Origin of the sequence: Bariatricus massiliensis, from assembly GCF_900086725.1 — a bacterium.
Classification (GTDB): domain Bacteria; phylum Bacillota; class Clostridia; order Lachnospirales; family Lachnospiraceae; genus Allocoprococcus; species Allocoprococcus massiliensis.
This window is the reverse complement of record NZ_LT574837.1, coordinates 438805-454500: the sequence shown is the minus strand read 5'-3', so window position 1 is coordinate 454500 and position 15696 is coordinate 438805. Positions and strand designations below refer to the sequence as shown.

At 46.2% G+C, this 15696-nt stretch carries 14 protein-coding genes and 1 riboswitch; of the genes, 10 read left to right on the top strand and 4 right to left on the bottom strand.

Annotation, left to right across the window (positions count from 1 at the left end):
• Nucleotides 1-51: 51 nt before the first annotated feature.
• From BN6465_RS08315 to BN6465_RS08285, 7 genes are all read left to right on the top strand, one after another.
• Nucleotides 52-900 carry a transketolase gene (locus BN6465_RS08315; protein WP_066733370.1) on the top strand — a complete coding sequence of 283 codons (849 nt, stop codon included), beginning with the start codon at nt 52-54 and terminating at the stop codon, nt 898-900.
• Complete coding sequence (locus tag BN6465_RS08310; RefSeq protein ID WP_066733368.1) at nt 885-1835, top strand: transketolase family protein; 951 nt, start codon at nt 885-887, stop codon at nt 1833-1835. Before BN6465_RS08315 ends, BN6465_RS08310 begins: the two co-directional genes overlap by 16 nt.
• Nucleotides 1836-1838: 3 nt before the next feature.
• Nucleotides 1839-2972 carry a 4-hydroxybutyrate dehydrogenase gene (locus BN6465_RS08305; protein ID WP_066733367.1) on the top strand — a complete coding sequence of 378 codons (1134 nt, stop codon included), beginning with the start codon at nt 1839-1841 and terminating at the stop codon, nt 2970-2972.
• 104 nt (nt 2973-3076) lie between these two features.
• On the top strand, nt 3077-4183 hold the full coding sequence (iolN, locus tag BN6465_RS08300; protein ID WP_066733366.1) for a 3-dehydro-scyllo-inosose hydrolase: 1107 nt from the start codon (nt 3077-3079) through the stop codon (nt 4181-4183).
• 37 nt (nt 4184-4220) lie between these two features.
• A complete protein-coding gene (locus BN6465_RS08295) occupies nt 4221-5672 on the top strand; it encodes a 4-hydroxyphenylacetate 3-hydroxylase family protein (protein ID WP_066733365.1) in 1452 nt (483 codons plus the stop codon).
• Nucleotides 5673-5690: 18 nt separating this feature from the next.
• Nucleotides 5691-6989 carry an acetyl-CoA hydrolase/transferase family protein gene (locus tag BN6465_RS08290; protein WP_066733359.1) on the top strand — a complete coding sequence of 433 codons (1299 nt, stop codon included), beginning with the start codon at nt 5691-5693 and terminating at the stop codon, nt 6987-6989.
• Nucleotides 6990-7056: 67 nt separating this feature from the next.
• On the top strand, nt 7057-7350 hold the full coding sequence (locus tag BN6465_RS08285) for a NifU family protein (RefSeq protein ID WP_066733357.1): 294 nt from the start codon (nt 7057-7059) through the stop codon (nt 7348-7350).
• A gap of 14 nt (nt 7351-7364) precedes the next feature.
• Here the strand turns inward: BN6465_RS08285 and BN6465_RS08280 are convergent, their stop codons facing one another.
• Together BN6465_RS08280 and BN6465_RS08275 are read right to left on the bottom strand one after the other, a co-directional pair.
• The gene (locus BN6465_RS08280) at nt 7365-8333 is read right to left on the bottom strand and encodes a serine hydrolase domain-containing protein (RefSeq protein WP_066733352.1); all 969 of its coding nucleotides are present in this window, start codon (nt 8331-8333) and stop codon (nt 7365-7367) included.
• Nucleotides 8281-9171, bottom strand: a complete 891-nt coding sequence (locus BN6465_RS08275; RefSeq protein WP_066735159.1) for a MerR family transcriptional regulator — start codon at nt 9169-9171, stop codon at nt 8281-8283. Before BN6465_RS08275 ends, BN6465_RS08280 begins: the two co-directional genes overlap by 53 nt.
• Before the next feature lie 181 nt (nt 9172-9352).
• Between BN6465_RS08275 and BN6465_RS08270 the strand changes: the two genes are divergently transcribed.
• A complete protein-coding gene (locus BN6465_RS08270; RefSeq protein ID WP_066733350.1) occupies nt 9353-9970 on the top strand; it encodes a hypothetical protein in 618 nt (205 codons plus the stop codon).
• Between the two features lie 122 nt (nt 9971-10092).
• On the opposite strand, the gene BN6465_RS08265 is transcribed toward BN6465_RS08270, so the two are convergent.
• The gene (locus BN6465_RS08265; protein ID WP_066733345.1) at nt 10093-11280 is read right to left on the bottom strand and encodes a cation:proton antiporter; all 1188 of its coding nucleotides are present in this window, start codon (nt 11278-11280) and stop codon (nt 10093-10095) included.
• Nucleotides 11281-11328: 48 nt separating this feature from the next.
• Nucleotides 11329-11400, bottom strand: a riboswitch (Fluoride riboswitch).
• 34 nt (nt 11401-11434) lie between these two features.
• Nucleotides 11435-12790 carry an MATE family efflux transporter gene (locus BN6465_RS08260; RefSeq protein WP_066733343.1) on the bottom strand — a complete coding sequence of 452 codons (1356 nt, stop codon included), beginning with the start codon at nt 12788-12790 and terminating at the stop codon, nt 11435-11437.
• 124 nt (nt 12791-12914) lie between these two features.
• Between BN6465_RS08260 and BN6465_RS08255 the strand changes: the two genes are divergently transcribed.
• Both BN6465_RS08255 and BN6465_RS08250 read left to right on the top strand, forming a co-directional pair.
• Nucleotides 12915-13430: a PadR family transcriptional regulator gene (locus BN6465_RS08255; protein WP_066733341.1), complete on the top strand. Its 516-nt coding sequence runs from the start codon at nt 12915-12917 to the stop codon at nt 13428-13430.
• A 29-nt stretch (nt 13431-13459) separates the two neighbouring features.
• The gene (locus BN6465_RS08250; RefSeq protein WP_066733339.1) at nt 13460-15652 is read left to right on the top strand and encodes a DNA topoisomerase III; all 2193 of its coding nucleotides are present in this window, start codon (nt 13460-13462) and stop codon (nt 15650-15652) included.
• Nucleotides 15653-15696 lie beyond the last annotated feature (44 nt).

Genomic DNA, 15696 nt, shown 5'->3' with positions numbered 1-15696 from the left:
CGGTATACCAAATGAATTCAACCAAAATGTAAAATAAAAAGGAGGAGAATAATGGATAAGCAGCTGAAAGATTTTCTGAACCAGAAATGTATCCGAATACGGTATCTGACTATGGATGAAATCGGAGAATTGGGCGTTGGGCATGCCGGTGGAAGCATGTCGATGGTGGAGGCACTGGCTGTGCTTTATTATAAGCACATGAATATTGACCCTAACAACCCCAAGATGGAAGGAAGAGATAGATTTGTTCTTTCCAAGGCACACGCCGGTCCTGCGCTCTACGCAGCTTTGGCTGATAAAGGTTACTTTCCGTTGGAGCTGTTAAAGACATTGAACAAGCCGGGCACCTCACTCCCAAGCCATGCGGATATGGTAAGGACTCCGGGGGTAGATATGACAGCCGGCTCTCTTGGGCAGGGACTGTCCTGTGCCGTGGGAATTGCGCTTGGCTCCAAACTTTCCGGAGATGGTGCCTGGGTCCACGCTATGATTGGGGATGGAGAGACCAATGAAGGACAGATATGGGAGGCAGCCATGTATGCGGCCCATAAAAAACTGGACAACATGATCTGCTTTACAGATTATAACAAAATGCAGTTGGACGGAGGAACGGAAGAAGTCAGTGGTCTGGAGCCTCTGGCCGATAAGTGGAAAGCATTTGGCTGGAACGTATACAGTGTAGACGGGCATGATGTGGAAGCCATTGACGACGCAGTCACCGATGCAAAGAGTAAAAAGGGGAGACCGTCCATGATTATTTTGAATACACTCAAAGGAAAAGGTGTGTCTTTTCTGGAAGCAAAATGGATGAATAACCACAATGTTAATATTTCACCGGAGGAACGGTCGATTGCTTTGGAAGAACTAAAAAGGGGGTGTGAGCAATGTACGAGGCGATAGAGATGCGTAAGGTAATGGCAGACTGGATAGAGGCGAAGATGGAGGAAGATGAGAAGGTGGTTATTATCGATGCCGACCTTGCAAGAGCCAACGGTACATTGGGAATCCGAGATAAGTTTCCTGAGCGTGCGCTGGATGTAGGAGTGGCGGAATGTAATATGGCTTCCATCGGAGCAGGGCTTGCAAGTTACGGATACAAACCTTTTATCTTTTCCTTCTGCCCCTTTGTTACAAGAAGAATCTGTGATCAGGTGACGATATCCATTGTTTACGCAAAACAAAATGTGAAAATTGTGGGAACAGATCCCGGTATTGCCGCGGCATTTAACGGGGGGACTCATATGACACAGGAAGATATAGGCGTGATGCGTTCCATTCCGGGCATGGTAATCTACGAGCCGGTGGACGGCGCCCAGCTTGCACAGGCGCTGCCGCAGATTTTTTCTTATGACGGGCCGGTTTATATCCGGCTTTTCAGAAAAGTTCCGGCAAAGACATATTTTGAGAGAGAGGATTATCAGTTTGAATTATTCAAGGCAGATGTGATGAGGGAGGGAACAGATGTTACGTTGTTTGCCAGTGGCATTGAGGTGAAGGAGGCTATTGAGGCAGCAGAACTTTTGACATTGGAAGGAATACAGGCAGAAGTCATCAATGTGCATACGATAAAGCCTGTCGACCGTGAGACGGTTGTCCGGTCAGTGAAAAAAACTGGATGTGCCGTGAGTTGTGAGAACCATAACATCATCGGCGGCCTTGGAAGTGCTATTGCCGAAGTACTAGTGCAAGAATGCCCGGTGCCGATGGAATATATAGGGACTAGGGACCACTTCAGCGAGGTCGGCAAGACGGATTATCTAGTGAAAAAATATAAAATGGATGCTATAAGCATCAAAGAGGCAGCGATAACATGCATGGCAAAGAAAGAAGGGTAAGGGATGAAAGAATTATTGATAGAGCCCCAGATAGACAGCTTTGATACATTTGCTGAGTTTGCGGATGAATTTTCACTTGGAGGCAAGGATTTAATCCTGACGAATGAATATATTTATGATCCGATTATGAAAAAGGAGGATTTGGACTGCAGTTATATATTTCAGGAAAATTATGGCCCGGGAGAACCGACCGATGTGATGGTAGATGCCATTCTGAGGGAGATAAATGAACTAGATATAAAACGGGTAGTCGCAGTGGGCGGTGGCACGATTATTGATATTGCTAAAATTCTTGTTTTGGAGGGAGCTGAGAATGTAGATGTACTCTATGACAAGAAGGAACTTGCAAAATCAAAAGAGTTGATCATTATTCCGACCACCTGTGGTACAGGCAGTGAAGTGACAAATATTTCTATCATCAACCGCACAAGAAAGGGCACCAAGATGGGGCTTACTTCTCCGGCGATGTTCGCTGACTATGCTGTTCTTATCCCGGAATTTTTGAAGACACTTCCGTACTACGTCTTTGCGTCCAGTTCCATCGATGCATTGATTCACGCAGTAGAATCTTATCTGAGTCCAATCTGTACAGACTATACAGAGATGTTTTCCGTGGAGGCTATGAAGGGGATTTTATCCGGTTACTGCCGGATAGCCAAAACAGGTGAAAATGTCCGGTTTGCCGACAGCAAAATGTATTTGAAAGCAAGCAACTATGCGGGGATTGCATTTGGAAACAGTGGATGTGCGGCGGTGCATGCCATGAGCTATGCACTGGGCGCAAAATATCATGTGCCTCACGGGGAAAGCAACTATCAATTTTTTACTGATGTGCTGCGCAAATATCAGGAGAAAAAACCGGAGGGTAAAATAAAGAAGCTGAACAATCTTATCCGCCGTATTGCAGATGAAAATGGATTTTCAGGAGCGGCCGGGATAGAGGATGGAATTGAGATTCTGGAGAAGCTGCTGGCGGAGGTCCTGACGCGCAAAGATATGAAAGACTATGGGGTGACAGAAGCTGATATTCCGGTATTTGCCGCAAGCACCGTGGAGAATCAACAGAGACTTTTGAAAAATAATTATGTGCCTCTGACACAGGAGGAGATTCAGGAAATCTATCAGGCCAGATTATAATAAAATGGAAGCTGTAAACCTGAGGGATAAATTACCAGAAAGCCTGACCGGCAATTACATCCGGTCTTGTAATACTAAAAAAAATAAAAAAGGAGAGAAATATTATGGCAGACAAATGGTTGACAACAGATTATCCACAAATTAATTTTGAGGACACAGAAATTGGAAGATTGAAAAAAGAAGTATTCGATATGCCTTTCGAGGAAGTAGAGAAGGTATTAAAAGAGGATTTTGATATTCCTAACGTCAATGAATGTGAGATTGGAATTGCAGGTACATATATCCAGAATACACCGAGATATAAGGTGAAAGAGAAACAGCGTAAAAACGATATTGTGCTTGTACCAATCGGCTGCACTGAGAATCACGGTATCCATAATCCGTCTGGTCTTGACACATACATGTGCACAGCTATCTGTGAGGCGGTCAGACGTTATACGGCAAAGAAAGGCTATGAAGTAGCCGTTGCACTTCCGCCGCTAAATTACGGCGGACATCCATACCATCATATCGGTATGCCGGGTACGGTGATCATGAGTGAAGAAGTAGTGCGCGAGACACTTATTTACACATTGGCCGGACTTTGGGATGACGGTTTCCGTAAAATTATTCTGGTCAACAACCACGGGCACAAATGGATGCTTGAGGCGGCGGTTCAGGAATTTTTCAAAAGATTTCAAGTTCCGGCTATCGTATCTGAGTTAGAGTGGCATAGGGCTATCCGTGAATTCTGGGTACCGATTGACAGGGCAGACTCGCTCACCACACATTTCATTCACGCAGACGAGGCCGAGACGGCAGTTGCCAATCTTCTGTTCCCAAGCATGGTGGATATGAGTGTATGTGTAGATGCACAGGCAAAACCGCTCACGCTCAGGAACCATTACGATACCTCCGTGGATAGTATGCAGAGGCCCCATACATGGTCAGAAGGAGAAGGGCAGAGCATGATCGAGCGTTACGGTACACCAGAAGGAGTTGTAGGTTATCCTTCTCGTGGAGACGCATTTAAGGCAAAGAGGCCTGTCCTCGCAATCTGCAAATATATTGTGAAAATGATAGATGACATTCTGGAAGACTTCCCGGCGGGAACTGTGCCAATCGATGGCTTCACCTTCCGTGACAGAGACGAAGTAGAGGCATGCCTGAAAGAGCCATTGACCGAAGGCTGGAAATCAATTCATGAATTAAAGAAGATTGGGATTTTCTAATTATATATTAAAATATCATATGAAAAGGAGAATGGTTATGGCTATGATGACAGGGGAAGAGTATGTAGAGAGCATGCGGAAAATGAATCTTCAGGTATATATGTTTGGCAAGAAGATTGATAATCCTGTAGATGACCCGATATTAAGGCCGTCACTGAATTCGGTTAAGGCTACCTATGATTTAGCCTGCAATCCGGAGTTTGAGGACTTGATGACGGCGACGTCTTCGTTTACAGGGAAAAAAATCAATCGCTTTTTACATATTCATCAGGGGACAGAGGATTTGGTGAAAAAAGTAAAGATGCAGAGGATGCTGGGCCAGCAGACGGCCGCCTGTTTCCAAAGATGTGTAGGGATGGATGCGTTTAATGCAGTGTTCAGCACAACATTTGAAATTGATAAAAAGTATGGAACTAATTATCACAAGAACTTTGTGGAGTATGCCAAGTATTGTCAGGAAAAAGATTTCACGGTGGACGGGGCTATGACGGACCCGAAAGGGGACCGTGGCCTTGCACCGCATGCACAGCCGGATCCGGATATGTATCTGCGTGTCGTAGAACAGCGGGAAGATGGGATTGTAGTACGTGGAGCGAAAGCGCACCAGACTGGGGCTATCAACTCACAGGAAATGATAGTGATGCCAACCATTTCTATGGGGCCTGAGGATAAGGAGTACGCTGTTTCCTTCGCAGTGCCTACCGATGCGGAAGGTATAATCATGATTGTGGGAAGGCAGTCCTGTGACACGAGAAAACTGGAAGGTTCGGAACTGGACGTAGGAAACAGTGAATTCGGCGGCATGGAGGCACTGGTCGTATTTGATGACGTATTTGTACCAAATGACCGTATATTCCTGAACGGAGAGAGCGAGTTTGCGGGGATGATGGTGGAGCGGTTTGCCGGTTATCACAGACAGAGCTACGGCGGATGTAAGGTGGGCGTGGGTGATGTATTGATCGGTGCGGCGGCCGTTGCGGCAGAATACAACGGATGTGCTAAGGCTTCCCACATTAAGGATAAATTGATTGAGATGACTCATTTGAATGAGACGCTATACTGTTGTGGTATCGCGTGTTCAGCGGAAGGTACACGGACAGAGTCTGGAAATTACATGATTGACCTGCTTCTTGCTAATGTCTGCAAGCAGAATGTGACCAGATTTCCTTATGAAATTGCGCGTCTGGCAGAAGATATTGCAGGAGGTATCGTGGTGACCGCTCCGTCCGAGGCAGATTTGAGAAGTCCGGTGACCGGTCCCTATGTGGAGAAATACATGGCGGCGGCCAAAGGCGTAACGGTGGAAAACCGCCTCCGTATCCTTCGTCTGATTGAGAATCTCTGCCTTGGTTCGGCCGCGGTGGGATACCGCACGGAGTCCATGCATGGTGCGGGAAGCCCGCAGGCCCAGCGCATTATGATTTCACGTCAGGGGAACCTGCCGATGAAGAAAGAGCTGGCGAAAAAGATTGCAAAGATTAAAGAATAAAGGACGGAGGTAAGCACAATGGAATGGCAGAAATTATATAAAGAGCGGACTATGAGCGCCGAGGATGCCATCAAGCTTATCCATTCCGGCGACCGCGTGGTAATCGGCCATGCAGTAGGGGTGCCTCTGGCGATTACCGATGTGCTGGCCGCTCATAAAGATGATTATGAAAATGTAGAGATAGTACAGATGGTATCCATGGGAAATGCCAAGTTTGCGGAACCGGAGATGCAAGGCCACTTTCGGGTAAACTCCCTGTTTGTAGGGGCATTTACAAAGCTGGCAGTGAAAGAGGGACGGGCGGATTTTACACCCTGCAGCTTCAGTGAGGTCCCCGGCCTCTTTCAAGAGGAACTTCCGGTGGATGTGGCGGTCATTCAAGTATCGCCTCCGGATAAGCAGGGATATGTCAGTTTGGGAGTCTCCGTGGATTATACACTTCCCGCGGCTCAAATGGCGAAAAAAGTCATTGCTCAGGTGAATACGGAGATGCCCAGAACACTTGGCGATACGGCTCTTCATGTGTCTCAGATTGACTGCTTTGTGGAAATCAGCCATCCGATTCTGGAGCTGGCCCTTCCGAAAATAGGGGAGACTGAGCGGGCTATCGGAGAGAATTGTGCGAAGTTAATCAAAGATGGGGATACCCTTCAGCTTGGAATCGGAGCAATCCCCGATGCAGTGCTTTTGTTTTTGAAGAATAAAAAGGATCTGGGTATCCACTCAGAGATGATTTCCGACGGAGTAGTAGAATTGATTGAAAGCGGAGTAGTGACAAATGCACGGAAAAATTTCCATACGGGTAAGGCGGTGGTCACTTTCCTCATGGGGACAAAGCGTCTTTATGACTACGCAGACGATAATCAGGCGATTGCTATGTACCCGGTAAATTATGTAAATGACCCCTATGTGGCTGGAAAGAATGACAACCTTGTCTCAATCAACTCCTGTGTGCAGGTAGATTTGATGGGGCAGGTGGCGTCCGAGAGTGTGGGGCTTACTCAGATTAGTGCAGTCGGTGGGCAGATGGATTTCGTACGGGCAGCTAAAATCAGCAAGGGGGGACGGTCTATTATTGCTATTGGTTCCACGGCGGGAAAGGGAACGATATCTAAAATCGTACCGTTCCTTGACAAAGGTGCGGCGGTGACCACTTCCCGTACCGATGTCGATTACGTGGTGACGGAGTATGGGATTGCCAAGCTCCGTGGCAGGACATTAAAAGATAGGGCGAGAGCATTGATTGAAATAGCCCACCCGGATTTTAGGAATGATTTGATAAAAGAGTTCGAGTCCCGGTTTCATTGTATGTATTAACAGATTTCTTGGTGCTGCCGTCTGCCTGTTACAGGCGGCAGCACGCCTCCAAGGAAGGGAGAAAAAGATGGAAACAAAGTATCAAGAGATAGAGACTATTTTGGAAAATTATGTGCGCCCAGATTTAAGAGGACACAATGGAAATATACAGCTTGTGGATATAAAAGATAATATTGCTTATGTAAAACTTATTGGAGGCTGCAGCGGATGTCCGGCGGCCAAGTATACGCTGGAGAGCGTTGTCAAAGAAACGGTATTGAAACATACGGATACGGTCCGTGATGTGAAACTATGGGAGGAAGTGAGTCAGGAGCTTTATGATTTTGCTAAATCATTTTTAAGTATGTCCAAGCATGCTTGACTAGGTAATTTTCCCTAGTCGAAAAATCCCTTATCAATAAGCTCAAGTCTATTTTTCGCCCGAGGTACAAATAGGCAGGCCATTGCGACCACTATCTTTTTTTCCGGGTTAACATAAATGATGTTTCCGCCATCACCCATTGCTGCATAGCTATGATCTTTATCCACGTCAGTCCACCATAGATACCCATAGGACAGATTCTGCTGCTGCCACCTGCTATGCTCCTTGGTACTGGCGGCGACCCAGCTTGCGGGTACAATCTGCCGGCCATGCCACATTCCCTCATTCAGATATAGCTGGCCTATCTTTGCCATATCCATCGGCGAAAGTGTAAGTCCCCATCCGGCGCTGTTGGTGCCGGACTCATCGGTCACCCATCCGCTGATGTTTGTCGCCTTGTTAAACACCATCTGTTCTTCTTTACTGCGAAAAACAATGTTTTGCTCTACATGTATTCCCAGCGGAGAGAACAAATTCTCGGCAGCAAAATCGAATACGGACTGCCCCGTTGCCTTTATCAGTATACCGGATAAAATATCTGGTCCGATAAGAGGCGCATATCTGAAATCACCAATTTGTCCTTTGCCTCCCAATAAGTCAAGGGTAAAAGTTACCCAGTCATTACTTGTAAAGTATTTGAAATAAGGGGCAAATTTGTATTTGTACGGCGCCGCCATCGTAAGCATGTCCTCAAGAGTGATGTGCTGTATGGTTTTTTCTCTTTTTTTGATTGTATAGTCCGGGAAAAAATCCAATACGTTCTGCCGGACATCTTTGATATATCCTTTGTCCAGAGCAATCCCGAATAAAATGGAAATGATACTTTTCGTAACTGAATAGACATGGATGGTACTGTCGGCAGAGCATCCGTTAAAATAATGCTCATAAATCATTTCACCGTCTTTGAGGACAGCAACGCCAGCCGTGTTGCTATAGTCCTTCTGGATTAACGCTTCCAACGCTTTCACTTTTTCTTGTTCCATTTGTTTTCTCCTTTTGCGGCCGTTTTTTTACAGGGTAATAGACTTCTGTGATAAGCTCGCTTTCTTTTGAAACTTGAGAAGGATCGGTCACATATACTTCGTAGAGTGCTCCGGTATTTTCGTACCCCTCTTTTTCTGCCCATTCACACTGTCTAGTATATACGTAGGTCAAGTTGGAGTAAGAACCATAGACGACTGTTTTTAGGCACAGTCCCGGACGGAAGTCTCTTGTGCCGGTAACAAATTCTTTTATCGGGATGGCAAATTCTGTGTCCAGACCCGTTGGAGTATATTCAGAGCTGTGGAAAAGAACCATGGGCGGAGCCGATATAGTCAATTTGTCCTCTGTTATTCTGCGGAATAATCTGCCGAAACAATTTCTATATTCGGAAGGAAAATCATCCTCCTGTACCATTTTCCTGATTGACAGCAGGTACATCGTAGGAACTTCTACCAGCCGCACATCAATATGCTCGAGGTAAGAGAGAAGAGATTTGCCCTGCCTGAGTTCTGCAATGTCACCCTTTAACTGGTCTAAATTCTTTTCAAAGTCCTGTAACTGCTTTTCAAGCTCGCGCTTCTTTTTCAGGAGTTCTAGATATAGTGTCTTCTCCGGGGAATCATCCCGTTCCAGCAGTCCTTTGATTTCCTCCAAAGTAAAGTGGTAGGATTTCAGACGGTTTATTAAGAGCATTTTCTCTAGCTGTTCGATAGAGTAGTAGCGGTAGCCGTTTTCCGGATTGATGACTTCAGGCAGAAGCAGTCCGATTTCGGCATAATAACGAAGGGTTTTTGCAGATACTTTACAAATGTTTGAAAATTCTCCGATAGATAACATAGAGTGTTCTCCTTCTATTGTGATATTTTACACCTTGCCCTAGGGGGAAGGTCAACGGGGATAAACAGTCATTATATTCTATTATACCGCTTCTTTACAATATTTAGAAAATTTTCTATAATTGTAGGGTGAGGGAAAGTGGTTCCATGTAATGCCATGGATAGCGCGAAGGAGGAGCAGCATGATTGTACGTAAATTTCGTCCGGTACAGGAGGAGATAACAGGGGTATGGTTTCAGACTGCCTTTATAATTTTCTGGTATTCAACGATTCTGGTCAATATACTCCGCTCTGGCTTCAGAATGAATTATTTGATTTTTATAGTGGCGGGGCTGCTTCCGGTATATATGGTAATACAGTGTGCGCGGAGTGCTTATTTTTATAGACGGGAAAGAAGAGAAGCGATTCGCCTTGGCGATGTACGTCCGGGCAAGATTGTAAATGTAGTGCGAAAAATCGAGACTTACGAGGACAGTAGCAGAAGAAGACAGTATCATCATTATTATTATCTGACAGTGGAGATTATGAACTTAGATACGGGGATTGCCAATGAGTTTGATAGTCAGGCATACCGGCTTCCGGTGCATCGTTATCTATCGTCCCCTTATGTTCAAGTCTATACAGATGAAACGGGATGGAAACATTATATAGAAGGTTTTCAGTTCAAAGAAAATAAACATGAGCCGGACATTATTGCGGGGACAAGAGAATTTGAAGATACGTCTGTATTTCCACGAGTCGTCCAGGCAGTAGTTTTGCTGATGATAATACTGTCGATAGTTAAACAATATTTTAGATGAGAAACGGAATGGGCAATTCCAATAAATGGAGCTGCCCATTCCGTTAATTTGTCTGTAGCCTTAGTTCTGGTTGGAGGGTATATCAAACAACGCGATTTCCTGATCGGTATTTTTATCAATAATCAAAGTAACTTTTTATAACTAATATCCATTCCGAGCGCCCCCAGAGGAGCGGTAATCAGAATTGCTAATACAGACACGGACAGTACAATTTTACCGCAGGGCAGTCCCAGCGATAGGGGAACCGAACCAATCGCTGCCTGTACGGTTGCTTTAGGCAGGTATGCGATAATACAGAAAAGGCGCTCTTTCAAATTGAGCTGAGTCCCTAATAGACAGATAAAGACGCCGGCTGACCGAAATACAAGCGCAATCAAAATCATACCGACTGCAGCTAAACCAGCGCTTAAGGTATAACGGATGTCAACCGCCGCACCTACCAGCACGAACAATATGACCTCCGCCGCAAGCCATATTTTCCCGAATTTCTCTGACAATCTTTTTGAGACAAATGAAATACTTTTTATTTTGAGCGTACAGGCCATACTTACAACTGCCAGCAGGCCGGAAATGGACACGGTGCCTTTCAGCCATGTTTCAATGGCCATCAACATAAATGAAACGCCCAATACGATGATTACCTTCATGCTGTTTCTGACGCAATGCTTGTGAGCATAAGCAGTTTCAAAAAATTGGCTGAGAATAAATCCGGCAATCATACCTAATAGAATGCCTAGCACTATGGAAATTGGAATATTTACAAAATCTATGAGATTTGCGCTTCCGCCCTGTGCCATGCTGATAAAAGTTGAAAATAGTACAATTACAAAAATGTCATCACAGGAGGCGGCAGCCATGATTAACTGCGGGATACTTTTGGAAGTTCCGCATTTCATATCTATAAGCTGAACCATCCTTGGCACGACGACCGCCGGGGATACCGCCCCAAGTACAGCGCCCATGACGGCGGCTTCCATTTTTGTCACACCGAGTATAGGTGGGGCAAATAGAAAAAAAGCTAATATTTCAAAAGTGGCCGGCAAGAACGACATCATGACCGCAGGCCGTCCCACCTTTTTGAGGTCTGACAAATCGAGGGAAAGCCCTGCTTTTAGCAGGATAATGATAAGTGCCATTTGCCGTAAATCAGGGGAAATTGACAGAATAGACGAGTCCAGCAAATCTAAGATATACGGCCCCAGAACGATACCTGTTATCAGCATACCGATAATACGTGGCAATTTAAACTTCTGACAGATAGCAGCCATTGCCAGACCTACAAGAAAAATGAGAGCGAGTGATGTTAACATAATAAATCCTCCTTTGGACGCAAAAAAGCTGATGCTTCCTGCGACATGAAAATCACAGAAGTCATCAGCTTAAAAAGCGGTTTAGGTTTCCCATGGGAGAACTTCATTCCCAGTGCTTATTATACCGTGAGATTTTGAATTTGTAAACATATTTCTACTTCATTATTTCCGCATTCAGCTTTCTGTGCAGATGTAAAGCCATAAATACGGTGATGACAGCAGAGATGACATCGGCCGCCGGCTGTGCATAAAGAATCCCCTTCAAGCCACAGAGGGCGGGAAGAATCAGGATGAGGGGGACAAAACAGATTCCTTGTCTGCAGGCTCCTAGGAAACACCCTTCTCTGGCTTTTCCCAGTGCGAGAAACAGTGACGAATACACCGTGTAGAATCCAAAAAGAACGAAAGATAGGCCATTTGCCCTCAACGCGGTCTGTCCCACCCGAATCATTTCTGTATCATTTTGCGTAAATCCTGATATGATCGACGATGAAAATACAGCTACGGTTAAGCCGAAGACAGCGCAGAAAATGGTGGACCAGATAATGGATAGTTTGATTGTCTTGTGAAGGCGTTCATACTTTTTTGCACCGTAGCTGTATCCTGCGATTGGCTGCAGTCCTTTTAAAAATCCGAATACCATTAGACTTCCTACCGACATCATCTTTGTCACAGGCCCCATGGCAGCCAGAGCGGAATCACCGTATGCTTTAGCCCCGTCGTTGACTAGAGACATGGAGAGGCTGGTGAGCAGCTGGAACACAAGTGTCGGGATGCCTATTTTTAATATTTCAGACATGATTGTTTTGGAGGGGCAGAAGTTTTTGACGTTGAAAGTAAACACGCTTTTTTTCCGGACTATGTAGATGATGTATATCAGTGTAGAAACGAATTGGGAAATGCCGGTAGCGATAGCGGCGCCGGCAATGCCAAAATCCAATACATAGATAAAGAGTGGATCCAAGACGACATTCAGCGCGGCCCCGGCCATCAGCACGCACATGGTTGTTTTTGCAGCTCCTTCACTTGATACGATATTATTCATTGTCACATTAAATACATTAAAGAGGGAGAATACTATGTAGATACTGGTGTAAGTGACGGCATAGGGCATTACTGTTGTACTTGCCCCGAGCATTTCCAAAAGCGGTTTTAAGAAAATCAGACAACAGGCGATGACTGCTGCTCCTGTGCAAATGCTGCTGTATAGAGCGGTGCTGGCGGTCTTCTCTGCATTTTCCATGTCACCTTGGCCCAGCTGCCTTGAGAGGCAGGAGGCGGCTCCGTTACCGTATAACAGCCCCAGTCCTACAATGATTTGACCCAGCGGGTAAGCCACGGTGAGCGCCCCCAGCTGAGCGGTTCCGAGTCCACCGACGAAATAGGAGTCCGCCAGATTGTACAAGGCATTGATGAGCATGCCGATCATGGTAGGAAGCCCCAGCGCTAAAAGCGCCTTTGGCACTGGTGCGCTGTCGAGAAGTTTCATTTTTTTGTTTTGTTCTTGCATAATTAGTAAATTCTCCTTTCAGTATTTATAATATAATGTATACTACTATAAAATATAGTATATAGACTAACGATGATTATACTACTATAATTTACAGTAAGTGTCAAGCGAAAAGGAGTACAATATGGCAACGATTGATTTGATTGTATTAGGGATGTTGAAAAAAGGGGCGCTCAGTGCCTACGACATTCAAAAGTTAGTGGAGTATCGAAACATATCGAAATGGGTAAAAATCAGTACGCCCTCAATCTATAAAAAAGTGATTCAGCTGGAGGAGAAGGGATTCGTGAAAGGGAGTACTGTGAAAGAGGGAAAGATGCCGGAGAAAGTGCTCTATTCTTTAACGAAAGAAGGGGAGAAGGAGTTCGAGGCTCTTATGTTTGAGATAGCCGCACAGCCTATACATTTTTTTCTGGATTTTAATGCAGTGATTGTAAACCTGCCTAGCCTGCCGGAGGAAGAGCAGAGGCAGTGTCTGACAAGAATAAAGGAAAATATAGAACACTTAAAGTCTTATTTGGAGGAAAATATCCGGGAGAAGGAGAGCAATCCGGGAATTCCGGAAACAGGCATGGCTGTCTTGCGGCAGCAATTGATATTGGCCCAGTCCATCGAGGCTTGGGTGGCAACATTATTGTAGCAGAGATACTGTAATAGGGAGGAAAACATATGAAATCATTGGTAATTGCTGAAAAGCCGTCGGTGGGGCGGGATATCGCCCGGGTGTTAAAGTGCACGAAAAAGCTGAACGGCGCGATAGAGGGGAACAAATATATTGTGACATGGGGGCTGGGACACCTTGTGACGCTGGCAGACCCTGAGGATTATGACAAGAAGTATAAGGAGTGGAGGATGGAGCTTCTTCCGATGAAGCCGAATCCGTTTAAGCTGGAGGTCATTAAGCAGACCGGAAAGCAGTTCGCGGCGGTGAAGGGCCTGATTCACAGAAATGACGTGGGAGAAATTATCATTGCCACGGACGCGGGACGGGAAGGCGAGCTGGTGGCGAGGCTGATTTTATTGAAGGCCGGCAGTAAAAAGCCGATTAAACGGCTCTGGATATCGTCGGTGACGGATAAGGCAATCCGGGAAGGGTTTGAACATTTGAAGGACGGCCATGCCTACGATACGCTGTACGACGCGGCTATGTGCCGGGCGGAGGCGGATTGGCTTGTGGGAATCAATGCTACCCGGGCATTGACTTGTAAATATAATGCACAGTTGTCCTGTGGAAGGGTTCAGACGCCGACCCTTGCCATGATTGCTAAGCGGGAAGCGCAGATTAAGAACTTTGTCCCTAAAAGCTATTATGGGATGTCTGCAAAGGGAGAGGGACTGACCTTGACTTGGCAGGAGCAAAAGTCCAAAAGTTTCCGCTCGTTTGATAAAGAAAAAATCGGGGGGATTTTAAAGAAGATTGAGCATCAGGATGGGGTGGTGTCGGAGATTCGAAAGACGCCGAAGAAGACATATGCGCCGCTTCTCTATGATTTGACAGAGCTGCAGAGGGACGCGAACAAGCGCTTTGGCTATTCGGCGAAGGAGACACTTAACATCATGCAGAGATTGTATGAGAACCATAAAGTGCTGACTTACCCGAGGACGGATTCACGCTACCTCAGCAAGGATATTGTTCCCACCCTCAAGGACAGGCTTGCGGCCTGCAGCGTAGGCCCCTATCGCAAGGCGGCGGCCACAGTGCTGAAACGGCCACTTCCTTCAAAAATGAATTTTGTCAATGACGCAAAGGTATCCGACCATCACGCTATTATCCCGACGGAGCAGTTTGTGGATTTGACACATATGACCAATGAAGAACGGAAAATATATGATTTAGTAGTCAGACGTTTCTTGGCGGTATTGTACCCGCCTTTTGAATATGAACAGACTCAGGTGACCGTTACGATAGGGCAGGAGACATTTCTGGCGTCCGGAAAGACCGTGAAGCATCCGGGCTGGAAGGAGGTCTATGAGAATGAGGACTTCGCTGACGGGGAGGAAGCGGATGAAAATGCGGAGGACGGAGGCAGCCTGAAAGGACAGACACTTCCAGAGCTGACAAAAGGCCAGAGGTTAGCCGGCCTCCACATCGCACTGACCGAAGGGAAGACAAAGCCGCCGGCACCTTTTAATGAAGCTACCCTTCTGTCGGCCATGGAAAATCCGGCCGCTTATATGGAGTCGCAGGATAGAGCTATGGCAAAGACACTAGGAGAGACTGGAGGACTGGGCACGGTCGCCACGAGGGCGGATATTATCGAGAAGCTCTTTGCAAGCTTCCTTCTGGAAAAGCGGGGAAAAGACATTTACCTGACCTCTAAGGCACGGCAGCTTCTCGAGCTGGTGCCGGAAGGGCTCAAACAGCCCGAACTCACCGCAGACTGGGAGATGCGTCTCTCGCAGATAGCAAAAGGAACACTCAAACGGCAGTCATTCATGAAAGACATCGAGCGGTACACAGAAGAAGTCCTGACAGAAATCAAAGCAGGGCAGGGGAATTTCCGGCATGATAACCTGACGAATACCAAGTGTCCGAACTGCGGCAAACGCATGCTGGCAGTCAAAGGCAAAAACAGCGAAATGCTCGTCTGCCAAGACCGAGAATGCGGCTACCGGGAGACCGTCTCCCGCACCTCCAACGCCCGCTGCCCCGTCTGCCATAAAAAGATGCAGCTCCGAGGAAAAGGAGAGGCACAAATCTTCGTCTGCACCTGCGGACATAAAGAAAAATTGTCCGCCTTCCAAGAACGCCGCAAAAAAGAAGGAGCCGGGGTAAAAAAACAAGACGTACAAAAATATCTGAATAATCAAAAAACTGAGCCGATAAACACACCGTTTGCAGATATTTTATCCAAATTGTAGAGGGGGACAGGTCCCAACGCATCGGGACCTGTCCCTAACGATGT

Bases quoted from the DNA above. Each gene is read 5' to 3' on its own strand.
- BN6465_RS08275 (WP_066735159.1), bottom strand. From the start codon at position 9,171: ATGTTATCTATCGGAGAATTTTCAAACATTTGTAAAGTATCTGCAAAA.
- iolN (WP_066733366.1), top strand. From the start codon at position 3,077: ATGGCAGACAAATGGTTGACAACAGATTATCCACAAATTAATTTTGAG.
- BN6465_RS08255 (WP_066733341.1), top strand. From the start codon at position 12,915: ATGGCAACGATTGATTTGATTGTATTAGGGATGTTGAAAAAAGGGGCG.
- BN6465_RS08305 (WP_066733367.1), top strand. From the start codon at position 1,839: ATGAAAGAATTATTGATAGAGCCCCAGATAGACAGCTTTGATACATTT.
- BN6465_RS08310 (WP_066733368.1), top strand. From the start codon at position 885: ATGTACGAGGCGATAGAGATGCGTAAGGTAATGGCAGACTGGATAGAG.
- BN6465_RS08280 (WP_066733352.1), bottom strand. From the start codon at position 8,333: ATGGAACAAGAAAAAGTGAAAGCGTTGGAAGCGTTAATCCAGAAGGAC.
- BN6465_RS08260 (WP_066733343.1), bottom strand. From the start codon at position 12,790: ATGCAAGAACAAAACAAAAAAATGAAACTTCTCGACAGCGCACCAGTG.
- BN6465_RS08250 (WP_066733339.1), top strand. From the start codon at position 13,460: ATGAAATCATTGGTAATTGCTGAAAAGCCGTCGGTGGGGCGGGATATC.
- BN6465_RS08315 (WP_066733370.1), top strand. From the start codon at position 52: ATGGATAAGCAGCTGAAAGATTTTCTGAACCAGAAATGTATCCGAATA.
- BN6465_RS08265 (WP_066733345.1), bottom strand. From the start codon at position 11,280: ATGTTAACATCACTCGCTCTCATTTTTCTTGTAGGTCTGGCAATGGCT.
- BN6465_RS08295 (WP_066733365.1), top strand. From the start codon at position 4,221: ATGGCTATGATGACAGGGGAAGAGTATGTAGAGAGCATGCGGAAAATG.
- BN6465_RS08285 (WP_066733357.1), top strand. From the start codon at position 7,057: ATGGAAACAAAGTATCAAGAGATAGAGACTATTTTGGAAAATTATGTG.
- BN6465_RS08290 (WP_066733359.1), top strand. From the start codon at position 5,691: ATGGAATGGCAGAAATTATATAAAGAGCGGACTATGAGCGCCGAGGAT.
- BN6465_RS08270 (WP_066733350.1), top strand. From the start codon at position 9,353: ATGATTGTACGTAAATTTCGTCCGGTACAGGAGGAGATAACAGGGGTA.